Below are 19,709 nucleotides of genomic sequence, written 5' to 3' on the forward strand. Positions count from 1 at the left end.
CGGCTTTTTCTAGCCCTTGACGGCCGGCGTGGCGCGCAGCGCCATCGCCTTGAGCACGTGCATCGCCTCGTTCAGCGCGTAGTCGTCGAGCGGCGCGGCTTCGGTCCGCAAACCCGGCGTATCGGGCGTTTCGTTCTCGCCCTTCAAGTGATTGGGCAGGTCGCGCTCGCTCGGAATCAGCGTCGGCGCCGAATCGCGCTCGGTCAGGCGCAGGTCGCGCAGTTCGATGTCGGGCGTGATGCCGGTCGCCTGGATGGACGTGCCGTTGGGCGTGTAGTAACGCGCCGTCGTGAGCTTTACGGCATGGCCGTCGTCGAGCGGCAGCACCGTTTGCACCGAGCCCTTGCCGAACGTCTTCTGGCCGAGAATCAGGCCGCGGTGATTGTCCTTGAGCGCGCCGGCGACGATTTCGGCCGCCGAGGCCGTGCCTTTGTCGACGAGGATCACGAGCGGCGCGCCGCCCGTGAGATCGCCCGGCGTGGCGCTGAAGCTCAGGTCCGCGTCGCGCAGGCGACCGCGCGTGGAAACGATGCCGCCCGACTCGAGAAACGCGTCGCTCGTTTCGACCGCGGCGGTCAGGAGACCGCCGGGATTGCTGCGCAGGTCGAGCACGACGCCGCGCAGCGGCAGGTCCTTGTCCTTGCCCGAACGCAGCTTGGCGAACTTGCGCTTGAGCTCGCCGCCGGTGTCTTCCTGGAACTGCGCCACGCGCAGGTAGGCGTAGCCGGGTTCGAGCCAGCGCACGCGCACGCTCGCGACCTTGATCGTTTCGCGCTTGAGCGTGATGTCGGTCGGCTGGCTCGCGCCTTCGTGCATGACCGTGAGCGTGATGCTGCTGCCTGGGTCGCCGCGCAGCAGGTCGACCGAGGAGTTGACGTTTTCGGACGAGACGGTCTTGCCGTCGATGCGCGTGATGATGTCGCCGGCCTTGATGCCGCCGCGCTCGGCCGGCGTGTCGTCGATCGGCGCGATGACGCGCAGCACGCCGTCGACCGTGAGCACTTCGAGGCCGAGACCGTCGTAGGCGCCGCTCGTGTCTTCGGTCAGTTCGGTCCATTGGCGCGCGTCGAGGTATTCGCTGTGCGGATCGAGCCCCGAGAGCAGGCCCTTGATCGCCGCTTCCATCAGTTCCTTGTCGCCGACGTCCTCGACGTACGCCTGTTTGACGAGGTTGTAGACCGCGCTGAACGTGCGCACGTCCTCGATCGAAACGCCCTTGCCGGGCTTGGCGGCCGGCGCGGCGGCCGTAGCCGTATCGGCGGTGTCGGCATCCGCGACGGCGGGTGCGGGCGCCTGCGCGTACGAGGCGAAAACCGCGGCGGACAAGGCGAGCGCAAGCAGGGAACGCGACAGCATCGGCACCACTCCGGCAACAGCGGCGCAGCCCTCGCGCCTGGATTCATTATGCATGGACGAACGGTTGAAACCGTTCTGACAAGAAATGTTTACCTAAGTTGCCGTTGAGACGCCGTGTATCAAGGCCCGGGTTTGAGCCAGCCTTTCGGATCGAGCGGCTTGCCCTTCAGGCGCAGCTCGAAATACAGGCCCGGCTCCTTGCGCCCGCCGCTCGCGCCGGCGGTCGCGATCGGATCGCCGGCGTCGACCCAGTCGCCGACGTCGCGCAGCAGCGTTTCGTTGTAGCCGTACAGGCTCATGTAGCCGTCGCCGTGGTCGAGGATCACGATGAGTCCGTAGCCCTTGAGCCAGTCGGCGTAGGCGACGCGGCCGTGCGAGATCGCGCGCACCTCGGCACCCGAACGCGTCGCGACGACGACGCCGGAAATCGGCCGGCCGCTGTCGTCGAGCGCGCCGAAACCGACCGCGAGCTTGCCCGGCAGCGGCCACGTCATGCGACCGCGGCGGTCGGCGAACGGTTCGGCGCCGTCAAGCTGCTTGGGAATGTCGGCGAACACGTCGCGCAGCTTTTCCAGGAGCTCGGCAAGCGCCTTTTCGTCCTTGCCGAGCGCGGCGAGACGCGCGCCCTGATCCTTGAGCTCGCTGTCGAGCCGTGCGACGAGCGCGAGGCGTTCGGCGCGCTCGCCTTCGAGCGCCTGCGCTTCGGCCAGGCGCTGCGTCTTCGTCGCGCTGATCGCCGCCGTCTGCGTTTCGATCTCCTGCTGCACTTTCGCAAGGTCCGCAAGATCGGCGATGAGTTCCTGGATGCGGCCGATGCGCGCGCGCTGGAAATAGCGGTGATAGGCGAGCACGCGCGACGCGGTCGCGGTTTCGTCCTGCTGCAGGATCAGCTTGAGTTCCTCGTGCCGCCCGATCGCGTAGGCCGAGCGCAGCAGCGCGGCGAGCGAATCGCGCTGCGCCGACAGCTTGCGCTCAAGTTCGTCGCGCCGCGTATTGAGTTCGGCCAGCGCGGCTTCCTGCCCCGCGAGCTTCTCGTCGAGCGCGCGCACGTCCTTGACGATGCCGGCGATGCGCGTTTCGCGCTCGCGCAGTTCGGCGACGGCGCCGCCGCGCTGCGCCTCGACGGCCTTGAGCGCTTCGGCGAGCGCCCTGATCTGCGCGCGCGTCGCGTCGAGCTTCTTCTGCGTTTCGGTTTCTTCGTGCTTGCGCGCGACGTCGTCGGCCGGCACGTCCTGCGCGAGACTCGCCGCCGTCAGCGCACAAAGTGAAAACATTACCTTTGCGGCAAAAGCCAGTGCGCGCCCGCGACTCGCGCCGGGACGGCGAACGTTCGGACGCTGCGGCGCCTGCGCCACGGCTCAGGCGAAGTCGATCAGCGAACGCCCGCTCATTTCCGGCGGCGCGGCGAGCCCCATCAGCGCGAGCACGCTCGGCGCGAGATCGCGCAGCGCGCCGTGCGCGACGCGCGCCGGCCGCGCGCCGACGTAGACGAGAGGCACCGGACCGACCGTGTGCTGCGTATGCGGCTGGCCGTTCTCGTCGAGCATCTGTTCGAGGTTGCCGTGATCGGCGGTGATCAGCATCGCGCCGCCGACCTCGCGGATCGCGGCCTCGATGCGCCCTAGCGCGACGTCGACCGCTTCGACCGCGGCGATCGCCGCTTCGAGAATGCCGGTGTGGCCGACCATGTCGGGATTGGCGATGTTGCACGCGATGAAATCGAAGCGGCCCGAACGGATCGCGTCGACGAGCTTGTCGGTGAGTTCGGGGCAGCTCATCTGCGGCTGCAGATCGTACGTGGCGACCTTCGGACTCGGCACCAGAATGCGCTCCTCGCCGTCGAACGGCGCTTCGCGACCGCCCGAGAAGAAGAACGTCACGTGCGCGTATTTTTCGGTTTCGGCGATGCGCAGCTGCGTGCGGCCGAGGCCGGAGAGGTATTCGCCGAGCGTGTTCGCCATCGACTGCGCGGCATAGGCGACCGCCGTGACGGGCAGCGCGGCGCTGTATTCGGTCAGCGTGACGAACGCCGACAGCGCCGGCACGCGGCGCGCGAACCCGTCGAACGCGCGGTCGACGAACGCCTGCGTCAGCTGGCGCGCGCGGTCGGCGCGGAAGTTCATGAACACGATCGCATCGCCGTCGGCGACGGCCGCGCCGGCACCGATCACGGTCGGCTTGACGAACTCGTCGTTCTCGCCGCGCGCGTAGGCGGACGCGAGCGCGCCGTTCGCCGACGCGGCGTGGAATTCCGATTGCGCATCGACGATCGCGTCGTAGCCGAGCTTGACGCGATCCCAGCGCTTGTCGCGGTCCATCGCGTAGTAGCGACCGCCGACGCTCGCGACGAACGCGCCCGGCGTCGCGCCGCAGCGCGCTTCGAGCGCGCGCAGCGAGGCCTCGGCGCTCCTGGGCGGCACGTCGCGCCCGTCGAGAAACGCGTGGACGGCGATGCGCGCGACGCCGCGGCGATGCGCAAGATCGAGCATCGCGAAAATATGGTCTTCGTGGCTGTGCACGCCGCCGGGCGACATGAGGCCGAGCACGTGCAGCGTGCCGCCGGCGTCGCGCGCCGCGTCGCACGCGCGCACCAGCGCCGGGTTGTCGAAAAACGCGCCGGTCGCGACGTCCTGGTCGATGCGCGTGAGATCCTGGTACACGATGCGGCCCGCGCCGATGTTCATGTGGCCGACTTCGGAATTGCCCATCTGCCCGTCCGGCAGTCCGACGTTGAGGCCGTGCGTTTCCACCAGATCGTGCGGACATTGCGCGATCATCCGGCGCCAGTTGGGGCATTTCGCCAGCGCGATGGCGTTGTACGCGGTTTCGGTGCGATGGCCCCAGCCATCGAGAATCAGGAGCAGTACGGGCTTCGGCGCGGTCACGGGATGGCTTGAACCTGGAACGAAGGCACGCATGGTAGCGAAAATCCGGACCGCAGCCTTGCAACCCTTCGCGGAAACGACGCATCCAAGCCCTTGCCGCCGGACCGATCCGGCAATCACCTTCCAGGAGACCGCCATGCAGATCCGTACCCTCGCTTTCGCGCTGACCGTCGCGTTCGCGTCGCTCGCCCACGCCGGCACGGGGCCGGACATCGACAAGGTCAACGGCGCGATCCGCCTGGAAACCGGACAGCTCGGCGGCGACCTGCAGACCGTCAACGGCAGCATCCACCTCGCCGACAACGCAAAGGCCGACTCGGTCAGCACCGTCAACGGCAGCATCGAACTCGGCACCGCGACGGAAGCCGCGTCGCTCGAAACGGTCAACGGCGAAATCACCGTCGGCGACCGCGGCCAGATCCGCGAAGGCATCGAAGCGGTGAACGGCGCGATCACCGTCGAACGCGGCGCGACCGTCGGCGGTGGCATCTCGAACGTCAACGGCAAGATCGGCATCGAGTCGGCGCACGTCGGCGGCGGCCTGTCGACCGTGCAGGGCGATATCGAAATCGGCGCCGGTTCGCGCGTCGACGGCGGCATTCTCGTCGAGCGTCCGAGCGGCATCAGCTGGGGCCGCAACCGCAATCCGCGCATCGTGATCGGCCCGAACGCCACGGTCGGCGGCAAGCTCGTATTCAAGCGCGACGTCGATCTGTACGTGTCCACCAGCGCGAAAACCGGCGCGATCGAAGGCGCGACGGCCAAGCCGTTCGACGGCCCGTCGCCGTAAATACCGCCATGCCCCCGGCGCCCGTCGCGGGCGCCGGGGCGTGACTTTCGGGCTGGCCCATCCGCGACGCACGCACCTACACTCGGGGTTCGTTCGTCCGTCCGGAGGCCCGCATGCGCCATCTTCCCCTGGTCAGCGCCGTACTCGTCGCGCTGGCCGCCTGTTCCTCGCCCGCGCCTCCGCCGGCGCCGCCGGCAGCCGTTGCTCCCGCAGCGCCGGCCGCGCCCGCGCCGACGCCGGCACCCGATGCGCTGACGCATCGCTTCAGCGGCGAGATCAACACGGTCGACTTCGGCGCGCACCTGAAGAAGCTCGCGTCCGACGAATTCGAAGGCCGCGAACCCGGCACGCTCGGCGAACGCCTGACCACGGCGTACCTGAAAGACCAGTTCGAACGCATCGGCCTCAAGCCCGGCAACAAGGATTCGTGGTTTCAGTCGGTGCCGACCGTCGAAACGACGCTGACCAACACCGACGTAACGCTCGACGTCGCCGTCGGCGGCGCGACCGAGAAGTTCGCGTACAAGAACGACATGATCGTCGGCACGCTCGCGGCGAAGCTCGAAGCCGGCGTCAAGGATTCGGACGTCGTGTTCGTCGGCTACGGCGTCAACGCGCCGGAACAGAACTGGAACGACTACGCCGGCCTCGACGTGAAGGGCAAGACCGTCGTCGTGCTCGTCAACGATCCGGGCTTTGCCAACAACGACGAGTCGTTGTTCAAGGGCCGCGCGATGACGTATTACGGCCGCTGGACCTACAAGTTCGAGGAAGCCGCCCGGCAAGGCGCCGCCGCCGCGTTCATCGTGCACGAGAAGGACGGCGCCGGTTACGACTGGGACGTGGTCAAGAACAGCTGGAGCGGCCCGCAGTTCGACCTGCCGGCGAGCGAAGACCCGGCGCCGCGCCTGGCCGTCGCCGGCTGGCTCACGCGCGACGCCGCGCAGCGCCTGTTCGCCAAGGCCGGCAAGAATTTCGACGACGTGCGCAAGGGCGCCGACACGCGCGGCTTCAAGCCGGTGCCGCTCGACGCGAAGGCGTCGATCGCACTGCATTCGACGGTCAGGAGCGGCAGCTCCGACAACGTCATCGCGGTGCTGCCGGGCACGAAGCGCGCCGACGAGGTGATCGTCTACTCGGCACACTGGGATCACCTCGGCAAGGACCCGACGCGCCAGGGCGACCAGATCTTCAACGGTGCGGTCGACAACGGCACCGGCGTTGCGGGCCTGCTCGAAATCGCCGAGGCGTTCGCCAGACAGGACCCGCCGCCGGAACGCTCTATCGTGTTCGCGGCCGTGACACTCGAGGAATCGGGCCTGCTCGGTTCGAAATTCTACGGCGCGCATCCGCCGTATCCCGCCGCGAAAACCGTCGCCGACATCAACATGGACGCGCTGTATCTCGTCGGCAAGGCGAACAACATGGCGATCGTCGGCTACGGCCAGTCCGAACTCGACCGCTATCTCGCCGACGCGCTGGCCGCGCAGGGCCGCCGCGCGACGCCCGAGGAAACGCCGGAGAAGGGCCATTTCTTCCGCTCCGATCATTTCAATTTCGCACGCCGCGGCATACCGGCGCTGTACGCCAAGGGCGGCGCCGACCTCGTCGAAGGCGGCCAGGCCGCCGGTCGCGCGGCGTTCGACGACTACGTCAAGAACCGCTACCACCAGCCCGGCGACGAATACCGCGACGACCTGAAACTCGACGGCACGGTGCTCGATCTGCAGGCGCTGTACGCGGTCGGCGCGAAGCTCGCCGGCGAGACGACCTGGCCGCAGTGGGCGGCCGACAGCGAGTTTCGCGCCGAGCGCGAAAAATCGCAGAAGAAGTAAGGCCTTCGCGCAACGCAAGCACGGCGCCGTGCGGCGCCGTGCTTGCGCGGGTCACGATGTCCGCGCCAAGCTTGGGCGTCCCGGTTTTCGTGTCGTGTCATGCCCGCACTGTTCATTCTTTCGATCGTGTTGCAGTTCGTCTGTCTCGTGCACGTCGTGCGCACCGGCCGGCCGCACTGGTGGATGTGGATCATCTTCATCGGCTCGTACCTCGCGGTCGCCGTGTATTTCTTCACGCAGATCCTGCCCGATCTGCGCAACGACCCGCGCAGCCGCAAGCTCGTACGCGACGTACAGAACAAGATCGACCCGGAGCGCCAGCGCCGCCGCATCGCGCAGGAGCTCGAAGCGGCCGACACCGTCAACAATCGCCGCCGGCTCGCCGAGGAAAGCCTGCGCCTGGGCGACTACGCGAACGCGGCGGAGCTTTACCGCTCGATGCTCAAGGGCATCTACGCGACCGAGCCGGGCTTCATGCTCGCGCTCGCGCAGGCGCAGGCCGGCCTCGGCGAATTCGCCAGCGCGCGCGACACGCTCGACGCGCTGATCAAGGCGAACCCCGACTTCACGTCGAGCGACGGGCACTTTCTGTACGCGCGATGCCTGGAAGAACTCGGCGAACACGCTCGCGCGCTCGAAGAATACGACGCGTTGTCGACGAGCTATCCGGGCGAGGAAGCGCGGCTGCGCTACGGCCTCCTGCTCAAGAAACTCGAACGCTACGCCGACGCGCGGCGCGTGTTCGAGGAGATGCACAAGCGCGCGAAAGTCGCGCCGGCGTATTACCGGCGCAAGGAGAAGGCGTATCTCGACGCGGCGAAGAAGGAGCTGGCGGCGCTGGGGCCGGCGTGATTGAAGCCCTCTCCCCCAACCGTGCCGGAGGAGAGGGAGAAAGGCAAAAATTACTTCTTGGCTTTTTCCAACGCCGCCGTCACCGACGCCGTCGTGATCGGGTGATACCCGACCTTCGCCTTCTCGAACACGCCTTGCGCGAACGCGAGGCCGTCCGGCGTCGCCGTCAGCGCTTCCCACGTCGGCATGATCAGCTTGCGGCGGCCGATCGAGATCAGGAACGTCTCGATCGCCGGCCGCGCCTTGGCGTAGCCGCTGCGCACCGTCAGCGGATACCAGCGCTGCGCGATCTCGCCGTTCGGCGTACCCGTGAACTTGAACGCCTCGTCGAGATCGGCGAGCTGCTTTTCGTCGAGCTTTTCGGGCATGCCTTCGACGAAGCGCACCCACTCGTGCGTGCCCCACTTGCCGCTGTCGATGTCCTTCGCCGGCGTCTTGCCCGCGAGCCATGACGCGCGCGCCGCGTCGACCTTCTCGAAACGCGCCGCGGTCGCCGCCTTGGCGAACGCCGGGATGCCCGGCTGGTTCAGCCACGCGTCGAGCTGCGCGTCGGTGACCTTGCCCGGATGCTTCTGCGCGAGGTTCTTCTTGTAGTACGCCAGGAACGTATCGGTGTCGATGCTCTGGAACGCGAAGTGGTCGAAGTAGCCGCGCACGAACGCATCGAACGTCGCGCGGCCGTATGCGTTTTCGAGGAACGTGAGAAACCACGCGCCCTTCACGTACGGCACTTCCGTCAGCGCCTCGTCCGGATCGCGGCCGTCGAGCGGCTTCAACGCGAGCACCTGGTCGCCCGGCGCGAGGCCTTCCATTTCCTGCTTCACGCCGAACTGGCCGATCACGTCTTCCATGTCGGCCTGCTCGCGGCCGTAGATCGCCTCGACGATGCGGCGCTCGACGTAGCTCGTGAAACCCTCGTTGAGCCAGATGTCCTTCCAGCTCGAATTCGTCACGAGGTTGCCGGACCACGAATGCGCCAGTTCGTGCGCGACGAGCGACACGAGACTCTTGTCGCCGACGATGACGGTCGGCGTGGCGAACGTCATGCGCGGGTTTTCCATGCCGCCGAACGGAAAGCTCGGCGGCAGCACGAGAATGTCGTAGCGGCCCCAGCGATACGGGCCGTACAGCTTCTCGGTCGCGACGATCATCTTCTCGGTGTCTTCGAATTCCTTCGCGGCCTTCTCGACCATCGACGGTTCGGCATAGACCGCCGTGCGCGGACCGGTGGCCTTCGCGGCGATGTCGCCGACCGCGATCGCCAGCAGGTAAGACGGAATCGGCTTGTCCATCTCGAAATGGAACAGGCCGGTGAGCCGGTGCTTCGGATCGTTGCCGGCGCTCATCACGGCGCGCAGTTCTTCGGGCACGCGCAGGTCGGCCGTATAGGTGAACCGCACGGCCGGCGTATCCTGCAGCGGCACCCACGAACGCGCGTGGATCGCCTGCGACTGCGAAAACAGGAACGGATGCTTCTTGCCGGCGGTCTGGATCGGCGGCAGCCACTGCAGCCCCGAAGCCTGCGGCGACGTCGCATAGCCGATCTTCACCTTCGGCGCCTGCTGCGGCAGCTCGATCACGAGCGCGGTGCCGAGAATCTTGTCGCGCGAGCCGAGATCGAACTTGACCGGCTCGGCCTTGCCGTCGGCGCCGATCGCTTCGACCGAGGCGATGGCGAGGTCGCGCGTGTCGAGCTTGAGCGTGCGCGCCGTCTTGTCGCGCCAGTCGAGCGTCAGCTCCGCCGTGCCGACGAGCTGCGACGACTTGAACGCCACCTCGAGATTGAGCTTGAGCGCGCTGACGCGGACCTTGTCGGTCTCGGCATAGGATTGCGGATCGGCGGCCGCGCGGGCGTCGGCGGCGACGAGCGCCATCACTGAAAACAATAGTTTCGGCAAAGTCGGCATGGAGCCTCCGCGAAGGGTCGAAGCGCAGAGTATGCCATCACGCCCGAGGGGTCATGCCGAGGCGCTCGGAACGGACGGCCGTACCGCTCGTCGCTCGAAATCGCCCGCACGCACAGTTCCTTCACTTTTTCGCTATAGTTTACGAGTGCAGATTTCGCGGAGTGTGGATGAACTTCCAGCTCGATCAGCTGCAGCAGATCGCCGTAGCGCGTTCGCCCAATGAGCTGATCCGGACGATCACGCGGCTGTCGCGTGGACAAGGCATCGATCACTGGTGCTACGCGCTCGATCTGCCGCTGCTCGACCAGCGCAAACCGCAATTTCTGCTCGGCAATTTTCCGCAGGCCTGGCTCGACTACTACTTCGCGCACGACTTCCTGCGCGTCGACCCGGCGGTGGCGCATTGCCACGGCCACGCCACGCCGATCGTCTGGCCCGCGCGCCAGGCCGCGAACGCGAGCGACGCGCAGAACATGGCCGTGCGTCGCCTGTACCGCGAGGCGGCAGAGCACGGCTTGAAGAGCGGCGTCAGCATTCCGGTGCACGGCCTCGGCTGCACCTGGGGCATGGTGTCGTTCGCGAGCGGCGATCCGCGCCGCGACGACGACTTCGCCGCGCACGTGGCCGACCTGCACCTGTTCGCCCACTACATCCACGAGTCGGGCCATCGCTTCGCGCACACGACCACGCTGCCGCCGCCGCCGCACCTGACCGCGCGCGAACTCGAATGCCTGCACTGGGCCGCCGAAGGCAAGACGAGCTGGGAGATCGGCCGCGTGCTGGGGGTCAGCGAGCGCACGGTCGTGTTTCACCTGCAGAACGCCGCGCACAAGTTCGGCGTCAACGGCCGGCAGCCGGCCGTCGCGCGCGCGATCGCGCTGGGTCTCATCGATCCGTAGAACGTTTCCGGCAAGTTTCGTGGTCGGATCGATCCGGCGGGGCGTTTCTCGACAGCCTGCTAGAAAATTCGCTGCAGCAGCACGAACAGCGCGTTGTTGAGCGCATGCAGAGCGAGCGCAGGCGCAAGCCCGCCGCTGCGCCGCACCAGCCAGCCGGCGAGCAGGCCCAGCGTGAAATAGAACGGCAGGCGCGGCGGATCGGCATGGAACGCGGCGAACAGCCCGGCCTGCAGCACATTGCTCGCGCCGAAGCTCAGGTGCCGGCTGAGACCGCCGAGCAGCATGCCGCGAAAAACGAATTCCTCGGCGAGCGGCGCCAGCAGCGCAACGATCAGCACCGTGCCGCCGAAACCGTACAGGTGCAGGCTGTCGCCGACGGCCTGGTTGACGGCGCGCGTCTGGTCGGTGTCCGCACCGCCGCCGGTGCTCACGAGCCAGACGCCGATCGCCAGCGAAACCGCGAACAGCGTGAACCAGCAGCGCACGACCTGGCGCGCGCTTTCGCGCAAGCCGAGCGTACCCGTCCAGCCGACGCGGCCCAGGCCGATCGCCCACGGCACGAACAGCGCGAGCTGCAGCACGGTCGAGTACAGCAGCGAACGCAGCGCCGTGCCGTTGCCGGTCGGCGCGCCGTCCGCGCCCACGCCCAGCACGACCGCAACCGCGAACGGCACGAGCACCGCGGCGCCGAGCGCGACCCAGGCCTTGGTCAGCCCGACAGACGCGAACAAGGGCTCGGCGACGCGGCCGTGCTGACGCCGGATCAGGCCGCGGTAGTGCGCCGGAACGAGCAGCAGGCCCGGCAGCAGCAGCAACAGCGCGACGGTCAGCATCAGCAGGCCGGTCAGCGGCAGCAACGGCATCGCCAGAGCGAGCTGCGGCTGCTTTGCGACGACGCGGCCGTAGCGCTCGACCTGCGTCATCCAGCCCGCCCGCGTCAGCGCGTCGGCGAATCGGATCTGCCCGGCGGCGGCGCGCACGTCGCCGGTCGCCAGCGCCAGATCGAATCGCAGATTCTCGAGTGTCCGAGTGGTTTTCGCGGTCGCATCGGGCGCCGGCAGCACGCGCGCCGCGCCCTGCGCGTCGCCGGCGCGGAACAGCGCGCGCGCCTGCAGCGTCGCGTCGACCTCGACCCCGGCATCGCGATGGCGCTCCCACTCGTGCCGCGCGAGTTCGCGATCGGGGTGCGCCAGCGCCGCCTTCACGCGTTCGTCGGCCTGCCAGGTTTCCTTCGCGGCGGGCACGCCGGCCAGCAGCGCCGCCGCGGGCTGCGCGAGCCCCTTGCCGACGAGGTGCCTGAATGCCTGCGCCACGCGCGTCGCGTTGCCGCACAGACGCACCGCTTCGACGGCCAGCTCGCCCGCGCGCTCGGCGTTCTCGTCCATGGCATGCCGGGCCGCGACGTCTTCGAGCAGCTTGCAGCGCGTCGCGGGCGGCCAGCTCTGCGACTGCACGAGCAGCGCGTCGCCGCGTGCGCCCGCGTCGTCGCCCCAATCGCGCGCATTCAGAAATACCTGCGCCTCGGGCGCCTGCGCGAACCGCTCGCGCAGATCGGCTTCGCAGCGCTCGTCGTCGGCGGTCGTCGCCGCGTCGGCGTCTTCGCTCGCGGCGAACAGGCCGATGAATTCGCAGCGCGCGACCGCCAGCGACACGTCGTCGGGCCGGCTGCGCGTCGCGCGTTCGTAGTCGGCCAGCACCGCGCGGTACGCGCCGCGCTCGGTCTCGGCGACGCGCCGATAGGCAGCCGCGGCATCGGTGAGATCGGCCGCGGCGCACACGCCGCTCGCGGCGACGAACGCCGCGAGCGCGGCCAGCCAGCGGCGCGCCGTGCTCAAACCCGGTAGCCGCGATGGATCGCGACGATGCCCGCCGTGAGGTTGCGAACTTCGGTCTTGGCGAAACCGGCCCGATCCATCATCGCGAGCAGGGTTTCCTGGTTCGGATGCTTGCGGATCGATTCGGCGAGATAGCGATAGCTGTCGGCGTCCTGCGCGAACAGGCGGCCCAGGCGCGGCAGCACCTGGAACGAATGGAAGTCGTACAACGGCTTCAACCACTCCTGCCGCACCTGCGAGAACTCGAGGATCAGCGCCTTGCCGCCGATCTTGAGCACGCGGTGCATTTCTTCGAGCGCGCGCTGCTTGTCGGTGACGTTGCGCAGGCCGAACGCGATGGTCACCGCGTCGAAGCTGCGGTCCGGAAACGGCAGCGCCTGCGCGTTGAGCTGCGCGTAGCGCACGCCCTTGACGAGCCCGCGGTCGGTCAGGCGGTCGCGGCCGACGGTCAGCATCGCCGCGTTGATGTCGCCGACGACGATCTCGCCGCGCTCGCCGACGAGCGGCAGCAGCAGCGCCGCGATGTCGCCGGTGCCGCCGGCGAGATCGAGCACGCGATCGCCGGCGCGCACGCCGCTGATCGCCGCGAAGTGTCTTTTCCACAAGCGGTGGATGCCGAACGACATCAGGTCGTTCATGAGGTCGTAGCTCGTCGCGACCGACGAGAACACCTGCCCGACGAGTTTCTGCTTTTCGGCGACCGGGACGTCGCGGTAGCCGAAGTGGGTGGTTTCTGGTTCGCTCATGACCGAATGGTACATGAGCGAACGAAGGGTCAGTTCAGGTCGACGCAGTTGTCGCCGGCGCCGGGCGGGCAATCGCCGCCGATGCCGCCGGTGCTCGGGCCGCCGGCACCGCGACGCAGAAGATCATGGATCAACTGCCAAGGACCGCCGGGCGTGCTACGGCCATATGCCGTATCCCGCGTCCAGCCGTTCAGCACGAGATGCAAGTCGATTCTCATGAGATGGTCCGGAACGGCGCCGTTGATCGGCGGGTTCGGCGTTGGCGGCGCCCCGTCTTCGAGACCTTTGGCCACGGCATCGCGTGAATCGAACACGCCCATGGAACGAATTTCGTCCGCACGTAACGGGCGAGTTTCTCGCTTGACGCCACCATCCGGCAGCAGTGAAACAAACGTCACGTCGAAGCGATCAGGCGGCGACGCCGCCTGAACGTTTGCACTCATCACACAAATCACAAGAAAAAGCAGATGCCTGATCATGCCAACTCCCGAGTAAGGGTGACTGCCTGCGCTCCCAGGCTGCAGATCAAGGCGCGCGCACAAACGATACAACGCGCACATTGGCAAACGATACGGTACGGAGCGCGCTCAATCCGCTCGTGCCACGCCGCTCTTGCGAAAGTAGTCCCGCGACCCGTCGGCCGCGACGACGATCCCGCGCACCACGCCGCGCGCATCGCGCTGGAACTCGAACGTCGTCGCGCCGCCCGTCGTGACGAAGCGCGACGGCGTGACCGGCAGCGTCGTCCATGGCTTGTCTTCGCCGGCCGCGAGCACCGCGACCGCGCCGCCTTCGATGCTGACGGTCAGCGATGCCGACTCGATCGTGTCGGCCAGCACGCGGCGCACGCCGGCCGGTACGGCGGTGTCGCGGCGATACGTGCCGGCGTAGTCGGCCGCCGCGCCGTCGGCGAGTGCGATCGTGCGCACCGGCGGGTTCACGCCGAGGCCGATCGCATCCGACAGCGCGTTGCGGATCTCGCGCGCGAGCATCGTGCCGTTCGCGCCGTTGGTGAGTATCGCGAAACCGTCGCCGGTCTCCGGATAGCCTTCGATCCACGCGCGGTAGCTGTCGTTGGCGCCGCCGTGATGAAAGATTCGCGCGACGCCTTCGCCCGACACGCGCGGCCCGAGCCCGTGACCGCCCGGCGCGACCTCGGTCAGCATGCGCACGGCCGCGGCGCGCGGCAGGAAGGCGTCCTTGCCCTGATAGCTGCGCAGCAGCACGCCGACGAACGCGCCGAGGTCGTTCGCGCTCGTCCACAAGCCGGCCGCCGCCGCCTGCGGAAAGGTCTGCCAGCCGCGCGGCGCCGCCACGAGCGCGCCGGTCTCGTCATGCGCCTTCGCGACGTTGCCGTAGTCGTCGGGCAGCGGGCTCGCGTACGTGCTGCGCGGCATGCCGGCCGGCTTGAACACCGCGTCGTGCGCGATCGTCTCGAGCGGCGCGCCGGCCACGGTTTCGAGCACGAGCTGCGCCACCTGATAGCCGCCGCCGGAATAGTCGTACGTCGTACCGGGCGCCGCCTTGAAGCGCACCGGTTCGTTCTTCGCGGGTTTCGCGCCGGACAGCGTCTGCAGCATCGTCGGCACCGCTTCGCCGGGCAGGAAGTCGTCGAAACCGTGCACGCCGAGACCCGACGTATGCGACAGCAGCATACGCATCGTCACGACCGGCTCGCCGCCGGCCGGCGGTTTCGGCAGGTGCCACGACGTCAGGTAGCGGTTCACGTCGCGATCGAGGTCGAGCCGGCCCGCCTGCGCCAGCCGCAGCGCCGCCGCGGCGGCGACAACCTTGCTGATCGATCCGACGGAGAACACGGTATCGGCGTCGACCGCGCCGGTCGTTCCGGCTTCTCGCACTCCGAATCCTTTTGATTGAACGACTACACCATCTTTCAACACGACGACGGCGACGCCGGGCACCTTGTGGAACGCCATGCGTTCGCGCAGCGACCAGCGCGGCGGCGCTTCGCCGGCCTTGCGCACGGTCGGTCGCAGGCCCGCGTCGAGCACGTCGAGCGGTGCGGCGGCGGCGTGCGGCACGAAGGCCGCAAACAAGGCGGCGAGCGCGCGGCGAATCACGGCGCACCGTCCGGCGGGGCCGTGTCGACCGAATAGACGAGCGAGACGATCTTCCAGCCGTCGCCCGTCCTGACGAGTTGCCAGGCCTCCTGCCCGTGGTTCGTCGGCTTGCCGTCGGCGAGAAACACGTAGTCGAAGTGCACCGACGCGATTGCGTCGTCGGCGAGGATCTTCACGTTCGAGAACGTTTCCTCGACGCGGCCCCGGTCGCCGCCGATGCTGTCGGCGAAGCGCGCGCTCGTGCCCGGATGCACACGCGACGCGGCGGGATCTTTCCGCAGCCGGCGGCCGTATTCGGCCTCGCTGTCGACGCTGAACCACGAATCGTGGCCGGGCAGAAACAGCGTGCGCAGCGTCGCGCCGTCCTTCGCGACGATCGCCGCGCGAAACGTCTCGACGATCTGACGCACGTCGGCCTGCGGATCGGCGGCGAGCGCCGGCGTCGCGGCCAGCGCGAGAACGTTGAAAACAAGCGAGGATTTTCGCATGCGACGCACTCCGAAGACGGGTGCGCGCATTCAAGCGGCGATCGCGGCGCCGCGCCAGAGCGAAAGACCCGATTTGCGCCGCGCCGGTCGATTCGACCGGCCGAGCCGGTCAGTCGCGCGTAAGGCCGGCCGCTTCGAGCGCGGCGAGGTACGCCGGCCAGGCTTGCGCCTGCGTGCGGCCGAGGTCGTACAGCACCGGCCACGAGAAAATGCCGGTCTGGTGGCCGTCGTCGAAGCGCAGCAGCACGGCGTAGTGGCCGACCGGTTCGATCGCGTCGATGTTGACGTTGCGCTTGCCCGGCACGAGCACGCGCTGGCCCGGCCCGTGACCCTGCACCTCGGCGCTCGGCGAATGCGTGCGCAGGTATTCGCACGGCAGCCGGAACGACTCGCCGTTGTCGAAGTTCACTTCGAGGACGTGAGAGGCGCGGTGCAGCGTGATGCCGGTCGGGCGCGGGGTAGCGGTCACCGGGCGATCGTCATCGAACCGGGTCGGTCGTACGGATCGCGCGCGGCTCCAGCGGATCGGACGGCTTGCCGGCCACGCGATAGAGCGTGTCCATGTACGCCGTGCCGAAACCGATCGAGCCGATGTCGGCGTAGTCGTACTCGCCGGTATCGGGATACCAGCGCGCATTCGGGTCGATCTCGCGCAAGGTCAGCGTTTCGGCGTCGACGCCCTCGAGCTGGCCGATGTAGCTGGCTTCGCCGGTTTCGTCATCGAGCATGTTGACCGAGATCACCGGCGCGAGCGATGCGGCACCGCGGGCGATGACGCCCCAGTCGTCCAGGCGCAGCCCGACCGGCGCGACGAGCACTTCCTCGTTGATCGCCAACGCTTTTTCGACGAATTCGCGCGACGGATCTTCCTCGGCGTGCGTGACGTCGGCCAGCGCGACCACGAGAAAACCGTCGTAGTGCATCGAATCGGAGACTTCGGCGATCAGCAGGAATTCGGCCGAGACGTCGACGATGAAGCCGTGAACCCAGCCCGGATCGATCCCTTCGCGCTTGACCCGCACCGGGATGCGCTGTTCCTGCGCCTCGCGCAGGTAGGCGCGCGGCCCGCGCGCCTTGAAATGGACGATATTGGTCATGCGGCGATTGTACCTGAGGGGAAACGTGCGGCGTCGTGACGCATCGTCACGGACCGTACCGGGCTCGACGTTGTTCCCGTAAAGCGTGGCGATTCAACGAACTGGAGATCCTCCCCTCTACCCCAAGCACGGCTCGGGGGAGGGGCTTCAGAGAATGTACCGCGACAGATCCTCGTCCTTGACCAGCTCGCCCAGATGCGCGTCGACGTACGCCGCATCGATGCGGTATTGCGTGCCGCCGCGGTCCGGCGCCTCGTACGAGATGTGGTCGAGCAGGCGCTCGAGCACCGTATGCAGGCGGCGCGCGCCGATGTTCTCGGTGCGCTCGTTGACCTGGAACGCGATCGCCGCGAGCCGCTCGACGCCCGAATCGGCGAATTCCACCGTCACGCCTTCGGTCGCGAGCAGCGCCGAGTACTGCTTGGTCAGCGCATTGTGCGGTTCGCGCAGGATGCGCACGAAGTCGCCGCTCGTGAGCGCGCCGAGTTCGACGCGGATCGGAAAGCGGCCCTGCAGCTCGGGAATGAGGTCCGACGGCTTGGCGAGCGAGAACGCGCCCGACGCGATGAACAGGATGTGGTCGGTCTTCACGACGCCGTATTTCGTCGACACGGTGGAACCTTCGACGAGCGGCAGCAGGTCGCGCTGCACGCCTTCGCGGCTGACGCCGGCGCCGTGCCAGTCGCCGCGCTGGGCCACCTTGTCGATTTCGTCGATGAACACGATGCCGTTCTGCTCGCAATTGCGCATCGCCTCGACTTTCAGCTCTTCTTCGTTGAGGAGCTTGCCGGCTTCCTCCTCGATCAGCACCGGCCACGCCGCCTTGATGGTCAGCTTGCGCTTCTGCGTGCGGTTGCCGGCGAGCGACTGGAACATCCCGCGCAGTTGCTGGCTCATTTCCTCCATGCCCGGGGGCGTGGCGATTTCGACGCCGAGCTGCACCGTCGTTTCGAGTTCGATCTCGCGCTCGTCGAGCCGCCCCTCGCGCAGCTGCTTGCGCAGCTTCTGGCGCGTGTCGTGGTCGCCGGCATCGGCCGGCTGCGCGTCCCAGCCGGCGGCGCGGCGCGGCAGCAGCGCATCGAGGATGCGTTCTTCGGCGCGGTCTTCGGCGATCGTCTTCACGCGCTGCTTGGCCTGGTCGCGCGTCATCTTCCATGCCATGTCGGCAAGATCGCGCACGATCGACTCGACGTCCTTGCCGACGTAGCCGACCTCGGTGAACTTCGTCGCTTCGACCTTGATGAACGGCGCGTTCGCAAGGCTTGCGAGGCGGCGCGCGATCTCGGTCTTGCCGACGCCGGTCGGGCCGATCATCAGGATGTTCTTCGGCGTCACCTCGTCGCGCAGCGACGGATCGAGCTGCATACGCCGCCAGCGGTTGCGCAGCGCGATCGCGACGGCGCGCTTGGCCGCCTGCTGGCCGACGATGTGGCGGTCGAGTTCGTTGACGATTTCGCGGGGGGTCAGTTCGGACATGCTTACAGCTCTTCGATCGTGACGTTGTGGTTCGTGTAGATGCAGATGTCGCCGGCGATCTTGAGCGAGCGCTCGACGATGTCGCGCGCCGACAGGTCGGTGTTTTCGCTCAGCGCCTTCGCGGCGGCGAGCGCGAACGGGCCGCCCGAGCCGATCGCGATCAGCCCGTTTTCGGGCTCGAGCACGTCGCCGTTGCCGGAAATCAGCAGCGACGCTTCCTTGTTGGCGACGGCGAGCATCGCCTCGAGCCGGCCGAGGCGGCGATCGGTGCGCCACTCCTTGGCGAGTTCGACCGCGGCGCGCGTGAGCTGCCCGCCGTGCTTGGCGAGTTTTTCTTCGAAGAGTTCGAACAGCGTGAAGGCGTCGGCGGTCGCGCCGGCGAACCCGGCGAGCACGTCGCCCTTGCCGAGACGGCGCAACTTGCGCGCGTTGGCCTTCATCACGGTGTTGCCGAGCGTGACCTGCCCGTCGCCGCCGATGACGACCTTGCCGTCGCGGCGCACCGATACGATGGTGGTGGCGTGGAAACTGTCCGCCATGGAATCCTCCTGCGAGTGGAACTCACAGGTGGGGACGGCGGCGGACGAGACAAGTGGCCCGGCGGCGGCTCGCAACCGCCGCCGGGCCGATGCGCGTCGATCAGAATTTCAGGCTGAAGAACTTCTTGCGATTCGCGCGCGGCAGCTTCGCCAGCAGCGCGTCGGTACCGTCCCACAGCGCCTGGCGCGCCGAGAGGCTAGCGACAGCGGCCTTGCGTACGGCTTCGGCCTGCTGCGGTTCGCGGGCCAGCGCGCGTGCGATGATCGCTTCGGCAGCGGGGCCGTGCGCGTCGCCGTCGAGTTCGATGTGGCGATCGAGGTAATAGACGAACGCGGGCGCGGCGGCGCGATCGAGACTCCAGCTGTCGAGGAGGCGCTGGAACATGCCGGGAATGACGTTCTCGCGGCCGTAGAAGAAATTCGCCATGACGACCAGCGTGCGCTCGCCGATCGCCACGCTCATCGTATGCGTGACGAAGTCGATCACGCAGTTCGGCGCGCCGACGCGGCCCAGCGCGTTCTCGACCGGCACGCGGTCGCGCACGAGATCGAGGAACCGCTCGAACTGCCGCGTGTCGGCGCCGACCTCCTTCATCGCATTGAGGTAAAGCTGCATATGGCTGATCGGATGGCCGTCCGGACCGGTGTCGGTTTCCTCGCCGAGGATGATTTCGTTGATGAGGTGCGCAGCGTCGATATCGGCCGGCGGCATCCACGGCAGTTCGATGCAGGTGAGGTCGCGCTGCAGCCGCTTGGCCAGCGACATGAAGTCCCAAACCGCAAACACGTGAACCTCCATGAACGCGCGCAGCGACGCAAGATCGGCGATGCGCGAGAACACGGGGTGGGTGTGCAGCGAGTCGCGCAGTCTGCGGACTTCCGGCGTGAAGACTTGCTCGAGAATCTCTGTCACGGGAACGCTC

At 67.9% G+C, this 19,709-nt stretch carries 18 protein-coding genes; 4 read left to right on the top strand and 14 right to left on the bottom strand.

The window, feature by feature from the left end; translation table 11 throughout:
• Window positions 1-9: 9 nt before the first annotated feature.
• The 3 genes from OD750_RS16095 to gpmI form a co-directional block, all read right to left on the bottom strand.
• The gene (locus OD750_RS16095; protein ID WP_263541708.1) at window positions 10-1,356 is read right to left on the bottom strand and encodes a S41 family peptidase; all 1,347 of its coding nucleotides are present in this window, start codon (window positions 1,354-1,356) and stop codon (window positions 10-12) included.
• 119 nt (window positions 1,357-1,475) lie between these two features.
• Window positions 1,476-2,630, bottom strand: a complete 1,155-nt coding sequence (locus OD750_RS16100) for a murein hydrolase activator EnvC family protein (protein ID WP_263541709.1) — start codon at window positions 2,628-2,630, stop codon at window positions 1,476-1,478.
• An 84-nt stretch (window positions 2,631-2,714) separates the two neighbouring features.
• Window positions 2,715-4,241 (bottom strand): 2,3-bisphosphoglycerate-independent phosphoglycerate mutase, encoded by a 1,527-nt coding sequence (gene gpmI / locus OD750_RS16105; protein ID WP_263541710.1) that lies wholly within the window; start codon window positions 4,239-4,241, stop codon window positions 2,715-2,717.
• A 136-nt stretch (window positions 4,242-4,377) separates the two neighbouring features.
• On the opposite strand from gpmI, the gene OD750_RS16110 reads away from it, so the two are divergent.
• The 3 genes from OD750_RS16110 to OD750_RS16120 all read left to right on the top strand — a co-directional run bounded on the left by OD750_RS16110 (window position 4,378) and on the right by OD750_RS16120 (window position 7,718).
• Entirely contained in the window at window positions 4,378-5,031 is a 654-nt protein-coding gene (locus tag OD750_RS16110; RefSeq protein WP_263541711.1) for a hypothetical protein, read from the top strand.
• Window positions 5,032-5,144: 113 nt separating this feature from the next.
• The gene (locus OD750_RS16115) at window positions 5,145-6,866 is read left to right on the top strand and encodes a M28 family metallopeptidase (protein WP_263541712.1); all 1,722 of its coding nucleotides are present in this window, start codon (window positions 5,145-5,147) and stop codon (window positions 6,864-6,866) included.
• A gap of 99 nt (window positions 6,867-6,965) precedes the next feature.
• Entirely contained in the window at window positions 6,966-7,718 is a 753-nt protein-coding gene (locus tag OD750_RS16120; protein WP_263541713.1) for a tetratricopeptide repeat protein, read from the top strand.
• A 50-nt stretch (window positions 7,719-7,768) separates the two neighbouring features.
• Here the strand turns inward: OD750_RS16120 and OD750_RS16125 are convergent, their stop codons facing one another.
• Window positions 7,769-9,625: a M1 family metallopeptidase gene (locus tag OD750_RS16125; RefSeq protein WP_263541714.1), complete on the bottom strand. Its 1,857-nt coding sequence runs from the start codon at window positions 9,623-9,625 to the stop codon at window positions 7,769-7,771.
• Between the two features lie 167 nt (window positions 9,626-9,792).
• On the opposite strand from OD750_RS16125, the gene OD750_RS16130 reads away from it, so the two are divergent.
• Window positions 9,793-10,524 carry a LuxR family transcriptional regulator gene (locus tag OD750_RS16130; RefSeq protein WP_263541715.1) on the top strand — a complete coding sequence of 244 codons (732 nt, stop codon included), beginning with the start codon at window positions 9,793-9,795 and terminating at the stop codon, window positions 10,522-10,524.
• Window positions 10,525-10,583: 59 nt separating this feature from the next.
• Here the strand turns inward: OD750_RS16130 and OD750_RS16135 are convergent, their stop codons facing one another.
• The 10 genes from OD750_RS16135 to OD750_RS16180 form a co-directional block, all read right to left on the bottom strand.
• Window positions 10,584-12,359, bottom strand: coding sequence for a CPBP family intramembrane glutamic endopeptidase (locus tag OD750_RS16135; RefSeq protein WP_263541716.1), 1,776 nt, complete (start codon window positions 12,357-12,359; stop codon window positions 10,584-10,586).
• Window positions 12,356-13,105, bottom strand: a complete 750-nt coding sequence (ubiE, locus tag OD750_RS16140; protein ID WP_263541717.1) for a bifunctional demethylmenaquinone methyltransferase/2-methoxy-6-polyprenyl-1,4-benzoquinol methylase UbiE — start codon at window positions 13,103-13,105, stop codon at window positions 12,356-12,358. The genes OD750_RS16135 and ubiE overlap by 4 nt, the downstream gene beginning before the upstream one ends.
• Before the next feature lie 29 nt (window positions 13,106-13,134).
• On the bottom strand, window positions 13,135-13,584 hold the full coding sequence (locus OD750_RS16145; RefSeq protein WP_263541718.1) for a hypothetical protein: 450 nt from the start codon (window positions 13,582-13,584) through the stop codon (window positions 13,135-13,137).
• Window positions 13,585-13,692: 108 nt separating this feature from the next.
• The gene (locus OD750_RS16150) at window positions 13,693-15,186 is read right to left on the bottom strand and encodes a serine hydrolase domain-containing protein (RefSeq protein ID WP_263541719.1); all 1,494 of its coding nucleotides are present in this window, start codon (window positions 15,184-15,186) and stop codon (window positions 13,693-13,695) included.
• Window positions 15,183-15,674: a nuclear transport factor 2 family protein gene (locus OD750_RS16155; protein WP_263541720.1), complete on the bottom strand. Its 492-nt coding sequence runs from the start codon at window positions 15,672-15,674 to the stop codon at window positions 15,183-15,185. The genes OD750_RS16150 and OD750_RS16155 overlap by 4 nt, the downstream gene beginning before the upstream one ends.
• A 109-nt stretch (window positions 15,675-15,783) precedes the next feature.
• Complete coding sequence (locus tag OD750_RS16160; RefSeq protein ID WP_263541721.1) at window positions 15,784-16,143, bottom strand: gamma-butyrobetaine hydroxylase family protein; 360 nt, start codon at window positions 16,141-16,143, stop codon at window positions 15,784-15,786.
• A gap of 10 nt (window positions 16,144-16,153) precedes the next feature.
• Window positions 16,154-16,771: a hypothetical protein gene (locus OD750_RS16165; RefSeq protein WP_263541722.1), complete on the bottom strand. Its 618-nt coding sequence runs from the start codon at window positions 16,769-16,771 to the stop codon at window positions 16,154-16,156.
• Between the two features lie 147 nt (window positions 16,772-16,918).
• Entirely contained in the window at window positions 16,919-18,247 is a 1,329-nt protein-coding gene (hslU, locus tag OD750_RS16170) for an ATP-dependent protease ATPase subunit HslU (RefSeq protein WP_263541723.1), read from the bottom strand.
• A 2-nt stretch (window positions 18,248-18,249) separates the two neighbouring features.
• On the bottom strand, window positions 18,250-18,786 hold the full coding sequence (gene hslV / locus OD750_RS16175) for an ATP-dependent protease subunit HslV (protein ID WP_263541724.1): 537 nt from the start codon (window positions 18,784-18,786) through the stop codon (window positions 18,250-18,252).
• Window positions 18,787-18,886: 100 nt separating this feature from the next.
• Window positions 18,887-19,699: a DUF3050 domain-containing protein gene (locus OD750_RS16180; protein ID WP_263541725.1), complete on the bottom strand. Its 813-nt coding sequence runs from the start codon at window positions 19,697-19,699 to the stop codon at window positions 18,887-18,889.
• Window positions 19,700-19,709: the final 10 nt, after the last annotated feature.

The organism is Tahibacter soli, from assembly GCF_025717065.2.
GTDB classification, from domain to species: Bacteria; Pseudomonadota; Gammaproteobacteria; order Xanthomonadales; family Rhodanobacteraceae; genus Tahibacter; species Tahibacter soli.

Coding starts and splice junctions, on each gene's coding strand:
- OD750_RS16095 (WP_263541708.1), bottom strand. CDS start 1,356: ATGCTGTCGCGTTCCCTGCTTGCGCTCGCCTTGTCCGCCGCGGTTTTC.
- OD750_RS16100 (WP_263541709.1), bottom strand. CDS start 2,630: ATGTTTTCACTTTGTGCGCTGACGGCGGCGAGTCTCGCGCAGGACGTG.
- OD750_RS16110 (WP_263541711.1), top strand. CDS start 4,378: ATGCAGATCCGTACCCTCGCTTTCGCGCTGACCGTCGCGTTCGCGTCG.
- OD750_RS16115 (WP_263541712.1), top strand. CDS start 5,145: ATGCGCCATCTTCCCCTGGTCAGCGCCGTACTCGTCGCGCTGGCCGCC.
- OD750_RS16120 (WP_263541713.1), top strand. CDS start 6,966: ATGCCCGCACTGTTCATTCTTTCGATCGTGTTGCAGTTCGTCTGTCTC.
- OD750_RS16125 (WP_263541714.1), bottom strand. CDS start 9,625: ATGCCGACTTTGCCGAAACTATTGTTTTCAGTGATGGCGCTCGTCGCC.
- OD750_RS16130 (WP_263541715.1), top strand. CDS start 9,793: ATGAACTTCCAGCTCGATCAGCTGCAGCAGATCGCCGTAGCGCGTTCG.
- ubiE (WP_263541717.1), bottom strand. CDS start 13,105: ATGAGCGAACCAGAAACCACCCACTTCGGCTACCGCGACGTCCCGGTC.
- OD750_RS16145 (WP_263541718.1), bottom strand. CDS start 13,584: ATGATCAGGCATCTGCTTTTTCTTGTGATTTGTGTGATGAGTGCAAAC.
- OD750_RS16155 (WP_263541720.1), bottom strand. CDS start 15,674: ATGCGAAAATCCTCGCTTGTTTTCAACGTTCTCGCGCTGGCCGCGACG.
- OD750_RS16165 (WP_263541722.1), bottom strand. CDS start 16,771: ATGACCAATATCGTCCATTTCAAGGCGCGCGGGCCGCGCGCCTACCTG.
- hslU (WP_263541723.1), bottom strand. CDS start 18,247: ATGTCCGAACTGACCCCCCGCGAAATCGTCAACGAACTCGACCGCCAC.
- hslV (WP_263541724.1), bottom strand. CDS start 18,786: ATGGCGGACAGTTTCCACGCCACCACCATCGTATCGGTGCGCCGCGAC.